The organism is Priestia sp. P5 (assembly GCF_029522155.1).
Taxonomy (GTDB): Bacteria; Bacillota; Bacilli; order Bacillales; family Bacillaceae_H; genus Priestia; species Priestia megaterium_E.
Genome location: NZ_JAKWFJ010000013.1, coordinates 1 through 12505 on the forward strand (window position 1 = coordinate 1; position 12505 = coordinate 12505).

Annotated in this window: 14 protein-coding genes; 12 read left to right on the forward strand and 2 right to left on the reverse strand. The window is 35.0% G+C overall.

Annotated elements, in window-relative coordinates:
• The first annotated feature begins 403 nt into the window (after positions 1-403).
• The 5 genes from MMB69_RS26965 (at position 404) to arr (ending at position 4516) form a co-directional block, all read left to right on the forward strand.
• A complete protein-coding gene (locus tag MMB69_RS26965) occupies positions 404-904 on the forward strand; it encodes an HTH domain-containing protein (RefSeq protein ID WP_277448708.1) in 501 nt (166 codons plus the stop codon).
• Positions 905-1142: 238 nt separating this feature from the next.
• Complete coding sequence (locus MMB69_RS26970; RefSeq protein ID WP_277448709.1) at positions 1143-1784, forward strand: MarR family transcriptional regulator; 642 nt, start codon at positions 1143-1145, stop codon at positions 1782-1784.
• A gap of 685 nt (positions 1785-2469) precedes the next feature.
• Complete coding sequence (locus MMB69_RS26975; protein ID WP_277448710.1) at positions 2470-2982, forward strand: DUF3967 domain-containing protein; 513 nt, start codon at positions 2470-2472, stop codon at positions 2980-2982.
• 16 nt (positions 2983-2998) lie between these two features.
• Positions 2999-3784, forward strand: coding sequence for a GNAT family N-acetyltransferase (locus MMB69_RS26980; protein ID WP_277448711.1), 786 nt, complete (start codon positions 2999-3001; stop codon positions 3782-3784).
• A gap of 315 nt (positions 3785-4099) precedes the next feature.
• The gene (arr, locus tag MMB69_RS26985; RefSeq protein ID WP_098334782.1) at positions 4100-4516 is read left to right on the forward strand and encodes an NAD(+)--rifampin ADP-ribosyltransferase; all 417 of its coding nucleotides are present in this window, start codon (positions 4100-4102) and stop codon (positions 4514-4516) included.
• A gap of 569 nt (positions 4517-5085) precedes the next feature.
• Here the strand turns inward: arr and MMB69_RS26990 are convergent.
• Entirely contained in the window at positions 5086-5232 is a 147-nt protein-coding gene (locus MMB69_RS26990) for a hypothetical protein (RefSeq protein WP_277448712.1), read from the reverse strand.
• A gap of 60 nt (positions 5233-5292) precedes the next feature.
• On the opposite strand from MMB69_RS26990, the gene MMB69_RS26995 reads away from it, so the two are divergent.
• From MMB69_RS26995 to MMB69_RS27020, 6 genes are all read left to right on the forward strand, one after another.
• A complete protein-coding gene (locus MMB69_RS26995) occupies positions 5293-6288 on the forward strand; it encodes a DUF3231 family protein (RefSeq protein ID WP_269872070.1) in 996 nt (331 codons plus the stop codon).
• Positions 6289-6358: 70 nt separating this feature from the next.
• Complete coding sequence (locus tag MMB69_RS27000) at positions 6359-6847, forward strand: hypothetical protein (RefSeq protein ID WP_269872071.1); 489 nt, start codon at positions 6359-6361, stop codon at positions 6845-6847.
• Between the two features lie 245 nt (positions 6848-7092).
• On the forward strand, positions 7093-7530 hold the full coding sequence (locus tag MMB69_RS27005; protein WP_277448713.1) for a hypothetical protein: 438 nt from the start codon (positions 7093-7095) through the stop codon (positions 7528-7530).
• 451 nt (positions 7531-7981) lie between these two features.
• Positions 7982-9400, forward strand: a complete 1419-nt coding sequence (gene mobV, locus MMB69_RS27010) for a MobV family relaxase (protein WP_221785725.1) — start codon at positions 7982-7984, stop codon at positions 9398-9400.
• A 463-nt stretch (positions 9401-9863) separates the two neighbouring features.
• A complete protein-coding gene (locus MMB69_RS27015) occupies positions 9864-10031 on the forward strand; it encodes an aspartyl-phosphate phosphatase Spo0E family protein (RefSeq protein WP_221785720.1) in 168 nt (55 codons plus the stop codon).
• Between the two features lie 305 nt (positions 10032-10336).
• Entirely contained in the window at positions 10337-10540 is a 204-nt protein-coding gene (locus MMB69_RS27020) for a hypothetical protein (RefSeq protein WP_221785721.1), read from the forward strand.
• A gap of 414 nt (positions 10541-10954) precedes the next feature.
• Here the strand turns inward: MMB69_RS27020 and MMB69_RS27025 are convergent, their stop codons facing one another.
• Positions 10955-11530 carry an MEDS domain-containing protein gene (locus tag MMB69_RS27025; protein ID WP_264409303.1) on the reverse strand — a complete coding sequence of 192 codons (576 nt, stop codon included), beginning with the start codon at positions 11528-11530 and terminating at the stop codon, positions 10955-10957.
• A gap of 455 nt (positions 11531-11985) precedes the next feature.
• Between MMB69_RS27025 and MMB69_RS27030 the strand changes: the two genes are divergently transcribed.
• Entirely contained in the window at positions 11986-12477 is a 492-nt protein-coding gene (locus tag MMB69_RS27030; RefSeq protein ID WP_057275184.1) for a hypothetical protein, read from the forward strand.
• Positions 12478-12505 lie beyond the last annotated feature (28 nt).

A 12505-nucleotide genomic window follows, 5' to 3' on the forward strand; every position in this document is an offset into this window, starting at 1 on the left:
GCCGGAATCAAGCCTAGGGATATGGGTAATAGTAATATAAGGTTATCCAAGAAAGGTAAAATTACTGTCGTTGATTATGGAAATTTTATTATGTATTGAAGTGAATATAGATACTGGAGTTGGCTATGCTTTTGGTCTAGAATCTAATCAATACCGAGCTTATTGGGTTCAGTTTTGTTCTGATAATGTGTTTTATGTTAACTAAAAGGCGAAAAAGCCATCTTTGGGGAAGATGGCTTTTTCTACTGATAAATATTAGGTTGTAAGTGGAGTCCTAAAAGACTTCTCGAGTAGTTTGCTCAAAGATTGGAATAACTATGCAGCTTTAAAAAATTATAGCAGGAAATAGCATATTGTATTTGAATACTAGTACTATGCTCTTAAAACGAAGATGGAGGCTAGTATGATGCTGGTAAAAAAGATGTTAAATGGCATTATGATGAAAGAAATCACCATTAAAGAATTGGCTGATCGGTATGATGTAAGCACTCGTACGATTCAATCAAAGATTAAGAAATTAGGCTATGAATGGGACAGTAAGGAGAGCATTTATCGCTATGTTGGAGAAGAATCAGAACCTTTAGATGTTGATTTTAGTACCCTTATCTCTAAAAACAGTAAAATGCCAGCAGAACAAAAGCTAGCTACCAGCGAAGTAGCAGCTAGTACGAGCTATGTTGATGAAAGTGAAAGCACTAGCACTAGCTCTTCAAAAGCTAGCACAGTAGATGCAATTGACCTCTTGCTGCAGCATCCAAAAGAACGTTCAAAACGAGTGTATCGAGGGTTTTATTTTGATGATGATGTGTTAAGTATTATTGATCGTGTTCCAAAGAGTTATAAATCTGAATTGGTGAATGAAGCGTTAAGAAAAGTATTTAAAGAAAAGGGTTTATTAGATTAAAAAACTATACGACATGTAATCTGAGTTTTCTTGCTCATTTTACAAATAGGGTTTGCAAAAATGTAAGATTTGGTAGAAAATTAGACATAAGAAAAAGCCCTCAAGTTTTCGCCGACTCAGAGGACTTCTTCTTACAAAATATTAAGGAAGGAATTAACCTTCTGTTTTTGAATTCATTATGAGATTATTCTATCACAAAGGGTTATATTCTTTCCAGTAAAAATTGGAGGGAAACTAAGTGAAGAAGGCTTTAGAAGAAGCAGAAAAGAAAGCTAGGCTACGAGATTCAAATATTGAAGAGATAATTGGACAAGTTGCAGTTGGTTTATCAGCTGATCAGCAGAAATTGCTACTGGAAGTTTTACATAACACCACAGGGGAAAATTATTTCATCGGTAAACGTAAGAAAAAAACTGATGGGGTGAAATTTGTGCAAATAATTATGGATAATTACAATTACCTATGTAAAATCAATTACTTATCAAGTGCTGAAAAGGCGTTTCTAATGGATTTAACACCATATTTAGAATTTAAAACAAATATTATCGTAGAGCGTTCTGATGATGAGGAAGAAGTTGACGCTGATTCAGCTTCTCCTAGCTATCTTGCAAAGGTTTTTAGTAAAAATAGAGGTAATATCTCTTCTTTAATGAATGGACTTCTAGCAAAAGGAATTTTAGCTGTAGCTGAATCTGGTATGACTACCGATGATGGAAGAGTTTGTACTAGTAGAACTTGGTTTGTAAATCCAAACATCATGTGCTGTTCACCGAAAGATGGTGTAGATAAGGCAACACAAAAAATATTTAAACGTTCTTTAAAAAATTTCAAAGTTGAAGGAAGTTCCAAGAAGCATCAACTTCCTATCTATTTATTTTAAGCAGGGGGAAATTCTTCTTGCTTTTTTTTGTTCGTTGTTATTTACATTTATTAGGTGTCGGTTTTTTCGTACACCGGTGTACGAATTTTCGTACACCCTTACCTCTGTAAAGGTTGATATAACAACATTCTTGTACTTGTCCCTTCTCACTCTATTTAAATAGCAATTCGCTGAGAGAATTGCAAGAGTCTTTTTATATTTTTTTCGTTTTAAAAAAACAAACAGAATGGCTATTTTCCATACAAGGTACGAGTAGTATTTTTTAAGAAAAGCACTTAAAAAATCTCCACTCTTTTCTCCTTGTACTCCAAATTTCGGCAGGGGTGGTCATATCGCCAAGCCGAACATACCCAAAACGAAGTTTAAGATGATCGGCTTGTGACGGCCATTATACCTGCCGAACCGCCAGAGCAGCCGTCCATAGTTGGTAATTTTGCTAAAAATAGATTACACAAACGGGGACTAGTCCCCGAACCCCTAGCCAGCACGCCACCCCAAAACGAACGGGGTGGCACGGGTAAAGTTATAACTCAGAATTAAAGTAAATAGCATGCACGGGGTTGAACGCTCCCCGTGCAAGTAGGAAAATAGTGTGCATGTGGGGCGTTCTTTGTTATTCTTTAAAGGACATTTAGGTGAGAAATATAACTATTTACATAAATACGCGTGCACGGGAGGGAACGGCATGTCAGATGCAAAACTTGGCCAAGAGCCAGCTTATTGGACTAGTGAAGTAGCAAAGAAACTAGAGGTATCAGATAGTACTTTAAGAAAGTGGTGTATTCAATTAGAGGCCAAGGGTTATAAGTTTGTTAAAGGAGAGAATGATAGTCGGGCTTTCACTAAACATGACTTAAACGCTTTACAGCTATTTAAACAACTCGTAAAAGTCCAAAGGAAAACTAAAGAAGTAGCATCTTTAGAAGTAGTTGAGCGTTATGGTGCACGGCAAGGAACGCCCCCCATGCAACCTGCACAGATGGCCGTTCAAGCTCATGAGTTCAAAGATAAAATTGATGATATGGCTCAAAGTATTGAAGAGATAAAAAAACAATTACATGAACAAATGGAATTTAATAAAAAGCTTGTAGAACGTATGGATCAGCAAAGCATGAGTCATATACGTGAAATTCAGGAAACGAGAAAGCAACTTGCTGCTGCTCAAGAAAAAAAGAAATGGTGGGAGTTCTGGAAATAAAAAAGGAGTAATTAATATGGTAAATTTAAAAGATGTTTTTTTACTCGATTTCGAATACTTGGGGACTTTTTCAAACAGAGTAGAGACTTCCTGGGGTTCAATTTTCTATAATGAAAGCCAATCAAATTACTACGATGCCAATCATGCACACATCTTTGATACTGTTGTAAATCCAAATCCAATAATTGATGAAGTAAAAGAATTTTATAATTCAAGAGACATTATCCCAAGATTTTATATTTATAATTTAGATGCTCAAAAAGAGTTAATGGATCAACTAAAATTAGATAACTTTGGTTTTGAGGAATTAATTAACCCAGTTCAATTATGGGAAGGAAAGTTTTTAAAGGAGAAAGAAGACAAAGATATTTCTATTGAATTGGTTACAAAAAAGAATTACTCCGAAGCATTAAATATTGAGTGTAATATTTCAGAATTTGGAGGAAAAGCAGTTAGGGAAAAGGCATTTGAAGTTGAATTTAATCATCCAAGTTTTATACATTATTTACTTCGATACAAAGGTATTGCTTGTGCAACAGCTTGTATCTTTACGACTGGCAATCAGGCACGTATGGAAAGTGTTGCAACTCTTGAGGAATACAGGGGACAAGGATTGATTGGTGAATTAATTTATTATATTCAAGAAGAAGTTGCTAAAAAGAAGTTAACAAGCCTTTGGGTATTTCCAATCAATGAAAAGATAGAAAAAGTTTATCAAAAATATGGATTTAAGACGGTTGCAAAATTAAAAATGGGACATGCTTTTTTAGGAGGAAGAAGTATAAAAGAAATTCGAGGATAATAAATACTATTTTAAAAGCCAGCCTCACACCCCAAAACGAAGGCGGCCACATAATTCTAAAAGGAATACAAGAAACTCAAAAATTTATTGTTGCCAGTAAAGAAAAGAAAAAGAAGCGGTGGGGATTTTTGAAATAAAAAAGGACTGCTAATTAGTTAGCAGTCCTTTTTTATTTAGATGATTTGACTTCCGATAACATCTTAATCTCTACTTTAATTATAACCCTATTTAAAAATTATTTATAGACTGTTTTTTCACTCATGTCCGGCCTTATACTGTTATACGCAAGTCAAAAAGTATAAAGGGTGTGGCTATATGAATGACAAGAAAAATGTCTTAGATCCTGGTCCGTTTTTTCATGGTACTAAAGCAGAACTAAAGATTGGAGATCTGCTTGAGCCGTTGTATTTATCTAATTATCAGGATAAAAAATCTAACCATATCTATTTTACTGGAACATTAAACGCTGCTAAATGGGGTGCTGAATTAGCAAGGTCTAACTCAAAAGAGAGAATTTATGTTGTAGAACCATTAGGAGATTTTGAAAATGATCCAAATTTAACTGACAAAAAGTTTCCTGGAAACCCAACACGTTCTTATAGATCTAAATCTCCTTTAAAAATAGTGGCTGAGTTAAGTTCATGGGAAAGACACTCTGATGAAGAAATAAATTATATGCTTACGTCTTTAAAAAAGTTAAGTGAAGAAGGAAAAAATGTAATATACGATTGAGTCTGATGTTATTACAACAATATAATTTCCTATATTACGAACGGCATTTACTATGTTTTTCATAAGATATAAAAAAGTTTTATTAAAAAATGACACCTTTAAGGTGTCTTCTTTTATGTAGCATGGTATATCGCATATGGTATCTGTTTCTTATGCTTATTACAGTGGCCGTTGTCAGTTTCTTGAAAAAACAAGAATTAATCAGGTGTAATTTTTAAGATACTTTTTATAGTTGCATTTGATTACGTTAGTAATCATGTAGCTATAAAGAAGTTTTTTCTCTTCTTCTCCTGTTTGCATTTATTTTTTGGCGGCCGTAGGGATTGAGATTTTAAAAATATTGTCATGAACATGGGAATATACATGTAGCATACATACAATCAAGGCCGCCTTATACGCTGATACATAGTGGGCGGCCTTTGTTGTGACTATGACTTAAAGGAGGAAACCTTTATTAATAAAAATAAAAGTTTTCTACTAATTGCTGTGGTTATTAATATTGCTATATGGATTTTTGTTCAAGAACAAATGACAAATGCCAAAGTAGAACAGCCTATTCTATCCATCGATCAACCTACTATGTGTAAATAAATGGTGTTTATATCAAAAGCAAAAGGATATCCTTTTGCTTTATTTGTTATGGCGACCAAGCTGTTAGAACCTACTTTTAAGTGAGCGTATTGGGTGCGAAGCGACAGGCGATATGCTTCTTTCATAAATAGATGCTTCCAGGGCAAACTAAACGATATGTTTTAGTTTCTATGGAGGTAAACAATATGAATAAGCAAAATGATAATAGATTGACCTCTTCAGAAGTCACGAGTCTATGGGTTCAATATATTAGGGAGACCATGGCCATTTGCATTAGCAAATACGTAGTTAAAACAACGAAGGATCAAGACCTTGCTTCTCTTTTTAATTATTGTCTAGAGCTATCTACTCAACATTTGAAGTTTGTAAAGCAAATCTTAAAACAAGAGAAGGTTCCTTTACCTACAGGATTTACTGATAAAGACGTAAATCCCAAAGCTCAAGCGTTATTTACAGATACATTCTGGTTACATTACATACACGATATGACTATCCATGGCCTCTCCGGCCACACGTTATCTCTTAGTGGAGCAAGTAGGAGAGATATTAGAAACTTTTACGTTCAATGTATCAATGATGCGATGAATGTTTATAACAAATCTGTCGATGTTTTGACGGCCAAGGGGCTTTATGAAAAAGATCCTTATTTCTTTGTATCTAAACAAAGTGAATTAATCGATAGTGTAGAATATGCCATGGATATTATAGGGAAAACAAGGCCGTTGAATTCGATGGAAGCCGGAAATATTTATGCTAACTTACGAAAGAGTATCGTGGCCAAAGGCTTACTTCTTGGTTTTCAGCAAGTAGCTACAGACAAACCAGTACGAAGCTTTATGGAAAAGGGGTTAAAAGTGCTTAACAAGCATATTGATATCTTTTCATCCATTTTACATGGAGAAAACCTACATACGCCGAGCTTATTAGATAGAGAAGTCACTAATTCTAAAACGTTACCTTTTTCTAATCGTTTACTACTATTTCACGCTGGCTTTCTGTTTAATTTAGGGATGACTTATTATTCAAACGCTATGGCAACAAGCATGAGAATAGATATAATAGGCCGTTGTGAAGAAGCTATTCTTGGAGATATAAAAGTCTCTACAATGTGGGGAAATCTCATGATTAAAAAAGGATGGCTCGAAAAGCCGCCACAAGCTAACGACCGAACAGAATCATAACTGACTATTAATATTTTTTATTTTCTAAGGAAACATTAAATATGATCTATTAAATAGGAGGCCTCTTAGAGTGACAAAACATCCAAGAATTTGGTTATGGAGTATCATGCTTGTACCTTGGCTTAGTCTACCCTTTCTAGGCAAAAAATCGATTCGACGTTTTTTTGCAGCTAGTTTATTTATAACTTTATTAATTCGATTAGAAAGTTACATAGCAGAAAGAAGAAAATGGTGGTGGTTCTATGAACGATTGTTTCCAAAAGCAAGAGGAGAAACACCACTATTATGGGGCCAATATTTAATTGGATCTATGTGGATTTTAAAATATACGTACGGCCACTTTCTAAAATATTTAGTTGTAAATTTCTTTACGGATTTGTTTTTTATCTTTCCTTTTTCAAGTTTCCTGAAAAAGTTGGGAGTCTTTTCATATGTAAGACTAAGTCGACCTCAGGTGATGATCATATTTTTGGTAAAATCGCTACTTTTATACGGCTTTCAATTTATCAAAGAAAATGTTACGTCTGCTAATGGTACTGGACTGAAACAAAAGAATTGAGTAGACTGACATGTCGCCAAATTGGGCTGTAAATGCAGTAATAGCAACGATTGTTGAAAGTGACGTGTCAGAGCGTGACACGGAAAAAATGGTGACATATCATGAGACACACTAATAAGTTAATGAATGAAAATTACTGAAGGCCGCCGAATAATGCTACATAATGGGCGGCCTTTGTTATACTTATACTACTTTTTATTTAAGAATGGTGTGAATATAAAATTTTTAAAAAAACTATATCAGTTATGGCAGTATCCTTAAGTCTTTTAGGCTGTGGATTTAGTTTATTGTATTTAATGGCGGCTATCTTTGGAGGTGCTTTTGGTGGATCAATGATGGATGAAGCAATGAAACATAGAGTCTATTTTATGTTTTATTTAGGGTTAATCCAGTTTGGTCTTTCAATTGTCGGCCTTATTGGAAGCATAATTTCAAAGAAAAAACTACGTCTTTCTGGTTATTTGATGGTTGTGTCAGCTATAGGCGTTCTTTCAAGTAGTTTTTCATACGAATTGATTCCATCGTTGCTTATACCTGAACTTCCTCTTTTGATAATAGGATTGATCCTATTATCAAAAAGTAGATTTCTAAAAAACAAGCGTTATGAAGCAGACAATATGAAGTTTTTTATTTGTCTCGCCATCGTAGTATTCATCCCACTAATCATGCATAGATCACTATAGAGATAGGTTGTAGGTACATAATTATGAGTAGTAATGCTACTTTTCGCCATTGTCAATGGTAAGCGGACCGTAGGGAGCATTAAGGAATTGACAATGTCACTACACCAAGACCCTCTTGGTACTCAAACAACCACGTTTGTTTGACGCCAACCGGCGAGGGAGCCCCCTCAAAAAGTGAGGGGGTTGGGGGAGTTTTTTGGATGGGGTTAAGGGGAAGAGTTCCCCTTACAGGTGGTGGACGGCGTCCACGGTCTTAAAGAAAAAGGGCATCCGTTTAGGATGTCTTTTTTCTTTTTGGCGCAGCCAAACACAGGGAGGAATACGACCGCCTACCTCGTAGAGCGCGCTCCCAATTTGATCGAAGATGAAAAATTGGTGTAGTGCGTTACACCAAATCTCAAATTGTGGTATGCTAGATCCAAGAATAGTGGTCGAAACGGGGGATTGAGGGATGGCCAAATATGGGATTATCCGCATGCAAAAGTTCCACAAAGACGCAATATTGGGGATCCAGAAACACAACCAACGAGAAGGCGAGAACAGTAAAAATAAAGACATTGATTCAAGTAGAACGATGCTCAACTATGATTTTGTGAATGAAGATAAAATTAAGTATCACGAAGAAATTAAGAAGATGACGGCCACCCGTGTGAAACGAAAAATTCGGAATGATGCGGTCCTGGTGGCAGAATTCTTTGTATCGGCCAGCCCTGAGTATATGCATGCGATGTCGCCAGACGAGCAGCGTAAATATTTTGAAGCATCACTGGATCATATCGCCGGCAAGTATGGCCAGCAGAACATTTTATATGCCGTGGTACATAACGATGAAGCGACGCCACATATGCATGTGGGGTTCGTGCCCATTACGGATGATCGACGCTTGGCGGCGAAAGAGTACTTCCATGGAAAAACCAAGATTCGCAGAATCCAAGATGACTTCCATAACTATATGAACAAACGTGGCTACGACATTGAGCGTGGCGAGCCAAGTGAGCTGCAGCATAAGAGTGTGCATGAGTTTAAGAAACAAGAACGCGAAAAAGAGCTAAAGCATCTGCAACAACTAGTGGCTCACAAGGAAAAAGAGCTTCAACAGATGGACAATTTAGTGGAGTTGAAAGCAGCACCACCCGTTGAGATACGTAGTGAGAGACGTATTGAAGAGTTATGTAGTCAACCGATTGAAGTAGAGGCGGCCAAGAGTGTCATGGGTTCCAAAGTGAAAGTGGAAGAAGTAGATTTCCATGAGCTTATGAGTCTCACAAAAGAGCTACAGCAAACGTTGGCGGCCGAACATGAGCGCACGCATGCATTGAGTCATGAGGTGGATCGTTATGAAAAAGAGAATAAGGCCTTAAAGCATGATTTGAGTGAGACAAGGCAAGAATTAGAGGTATACGTGGCGCATCAAGATCGTGAAGTAGAAAAAGCGAAAAAACAAATGCGTCAGAAGCTAGTACATGACTTCTCAGCTGAACAAAAGGAAAATCTGAAAGATGAGGTTAAGAGAGAACTAGATACGCAATATGAGGCTCATATAAGCTCTCTCAGCGACGATTTAATGATTGAGAAGCAGAAACATGAGAAAACGAAAAAAGAGCTTGTACAGGTAAATGAAGTGAATGAGAGCTTAACGAAGATGAATCTTGGTTATATAAAAGATTATGTGCCAAAAGAAGAGCTTGATGAGGCGAATAAGAAGGTTCATGAATTAAAAGAAGAGAATAAAACACTGAAAGCCTGGAAGGAAAAAGCGTTGAATTGGATTGATAAGAATGTGGAGAAGATGAAGCAGATGTCGTTCTTCCAATATGTTGGTGGGATTCGCAAGCAATCCAAGCGCCAAGAACAAGACTTAGAACGGTAAAAAGGAGATATGAAATTGAGTAAAATGAAAACGACACTCTTACTTATTGCTTTTGCAGTGGTAGCTGGTTATGATATTTATTTATTGTTGAATGCTTATAACTATGGTTTTTCTGGTCAGTAAACATAATTAAAGCCATATAAAAAAAGCTATTTCAATCGTATTGGCATCGGAGCGAAATAGCTTTTTTACATTACATTTTTACATCTAGAGTGTTCTGGTTCGTCATGGATATCTTTATATGTGAAGTATATCACAAACTTTTTTGGTTGTGAAGATGAAAATCAAATTTTGTATGACAAGTTTTGATTTCAAAATAAAATTCCGTTGTATAAGGACATTTGTATACTGTAAAATATTTGTATGAACATAAAAAGATAAAATGAATACAAGGTTGATTGCTTTTAGAAGGATCAACCTTGTATTTTGTTTTGCTATTAAAAGTAAATGGGTGAGGGGAATATTGGAATCTCATAAAGTGATCTTAAAAGAAGCTTTAACAGTGGAGATTGAAAAAGAGAGAAAATGTTTGATTGAAACGGCATTTAAAGAGGGGTTTACAAGTAGTAACACGATAGAGATTAGTCAATTTATTGATGAGATGTTAAATGAATTAGAAAAGATTAAATAGAGATATTAAAAACAAAAAAAGCAACCTCGGCATTGGCCAATGAACGAGGTTGCTTTTTTTTATAAGGGTTTGTCCATACGTATCCGAAGTATGAAACATAAGTAGATTACCATGTTCTGTAATTAAAGACTATTTTTAATGTGTTGCTACATATACAAAATAAAAGAGCAACCTCTGCAATGGACGGGAGGTTGCTCAAAAATAGGGTTACGTTGAAATTTGTAAAAAATAGTCTGACTTTTAATATATCATATTTGTATACAAAATCAATTATTTGAAACGTTCTGTATATATAAAAGGATTATGTGCCAAAAGAAGAGTTAGATAAGGCGAATGAGAAGGTTCACGAATTAAGAGAAGAGAATAAGACATTGAAAGCCTGGAAGGAAAAAGCATTGAATTGGATTGATAAGCATGTTGAGAAAATGAAACAGATTTCGTTCTTTCAACATGTTGGGGGAATTCACAAGCGTAATAAGCGTAGGGATCAAGAAATGGAAAGAGAATAAGATTAATATGCAATTTAGCTAAGAACAGCAAGCATAAGAGAAATTTGACTCAACAGCATTTCTTTTAAACTAGAATCAGTACAGGTAGAGTGTTGTTCTAGTAAAAACAATAGTTCCCTGTTGAATAAGAAAAGTTCGTATCGAGTCAACATAAAATTTCTCCCCCGTTTTTGAAAGATTTTATAAGCATAAAAAAGCTACCTTATTTCTATGGGCATTGGCTTTGCATAGAAATAAGGTAGCTTTTTCATAGGGTTCACACGTATAACAAATAACGAAAAGATAACTTCAAATTAATAATATCATCTTTTTTCCATAAAGGGTACATTTTTCCGTTATAGGATCAGAACATTACTAGCTTTAAAAGGATAAATAAGAAAACGCTTAAGTAATCATACTCAGCGTTTTTTTATTTTATTTCATATCAGTTGATGATGGGTATTGTTCAGAGAGAATTAAATCATCTTCTACAAGAATATAAGGGTGTGTTTCCATCAAAATATTCCTCAGGTATTCTGGCATTCTTTCATTTTTATATGCACAAATTAATGGAAAAGATAGTTGGTTTACAGCATTATCTACTATCTTTTCAAAATCTTCGATTAGATGCAGAGGATCTTCCATACTACTCCATTCTACATGTGCCCATGATCTAAAAGAAATTTCTTTTTCTAAGTAAGGTTGTACGGTTTTATTAAAGTAATCGAGGATTGCAGGTGGATGATAACTACCACTTGAATAATAGAAATCGAAATTGTTAATACGGTTTATCATTTTCATTTGATCTGTGGTCAATAGTGTTTTGAGTTCGTTATGAATGAAAGGATATAAACGGTCATTTTCAATAAGAATAACGCAATCTCCAGCAAAGATTCCATTTTGGATATAATTCACAGCTTGTCTTATATAGTTTTCTGACTCGTCGTAGGAATACAGTACATGAACACTCTTTTGGTCTTCAAACAACTGATTCATTTTATTTTTGAACACCTGATCCCTTCTTTCTTCTATCTCTCTAATTATACTTGGATTATGTAAATTGAATACAGTGGTAAATTTTTTATTTATACTTTATCAGAGCTTAACATATGTATAAAAGGTGCACTTTTTATTCATTTTTTCACTAATCGCTTACTGAAAAAACGTTGGTTTATCAAGGATGTATAAAAAGCTGCATACTCCGGAAAAAGAACCCTCGGCGGAACCGTTCTGCAACAAGGGTTCTTTTTTGTGATGTCTTCCGGAAAGAGACATTATGTTAACTACCTTTGTATATTCTATACAACATAAAAACAGAAAAAACTCCTTGTTGTGGTAGGTTGTTTTTTCTTTAGGAAAGATCAAGCTTATAGTTTCTGTTTCTTTATACAAACGCCCTGTCAAGGCATTCTTCTATTGCATAAACTATAATTTTAGGAAAAAAAGGGAGGGAGGAAGAGTTAAGGTTGAGTGTTTTTTTGTCTAATTGGGATATACAATCTATTAATTTATGGCTATCAAAAATGCATCATTATAAGGATACAAGTAAAAGTCAAAGGGCTAACGAAGCTGATATAATCTTACAGTTGACATACCCAAAGATTGGTAATGGTCGCCACCGTATTGTCTTTGATCTTAATAATGGATATGTATTAAAAGTAGCCCTTACTAAGAAGGGGATTCAATGTAATGAAACGGAATTTAAAATATATGACCATTGTCGAGCTGATTTACTAAAACACCTCTGCCGAGTGAAAGAAGTTGGACATGGTTGGATCATAATGAAAAAAATGGACATTGAAGTTCCCGTTGAAATAAGTAATAAAGAATTAATCCCATTAAAAAACAAATTTCGCGATGCCGGAATCAAGCCTAGGGATATGGGTAATAGTAATATAAGGTTATCCAAGAAAGGTAAAATTACTGTCGTTGATTATGGAAATTTTATTATGTATTGAAGTGAATATAGATACTGGAGTTGGCTAT

What these genes read in the sequence shown, in the direction of transcription:
- MMB69_RS26965 (WP_277448708.1), top strand. Translation starts at nt 404, where the DNA reads ATGATGCTGGTAAAAAAGATGTTAAATGGCATTATGATGAAAGAAATC.
- MMB69_RS26975 (WP_277448710.1), top strand. Translation starts at nt 2,470, where the DNA reads ATGTCAGATGCAAAACTTGGCCAAGAGCCAGCTTATTGGACTAGTGAA.
- MMB69_RS26980 (WP_277448711.1), top strand. Translation starts at nt 2,999, where the DNA reads ATGGTAAATTTAAAAGATGTTTTTTTACTCGATTTCGAATACTTGGGG.
- arr (WP_098334782.1), top strand. Translation starts at nt 4,100, where the DNA reads ATGAATGACAAGAAAAATGTCTTAGATCCTGGTCCGTTTTTTCATGGT.
- MMB69_RS26990 (WP_277448712.1), bottom strand. Translation starts at nt 5,232, where the DNA reads ATGAAAGAAGCATATCGCCTGTCGCTTCGCACCCAATACGCTCACTTA.
- MMB69_RS26995 (WP_269872070.1), top strand. Translation starts at nt 5,293, where the DNA reads ATGAATAAGCAAAATGATAATAGATTGACCTCTTCAGAAGTCACGAGT.
- MMB69_RS27005 (WP_277448713.1), top strand. Translation starts at nt 7,093, where the DNA reads ATGGCAGTATCCTTAAGTCTTTTAGGCTGTGGATTTAGTTTATTGTAT.
- mobV (WP_221785725.1), top strand. Translation starts at nt 7,982, where the DNA reads ATGGCCAAATATGGGATTATCCGCATGCAAAAGTTCCACAAAGACGCA.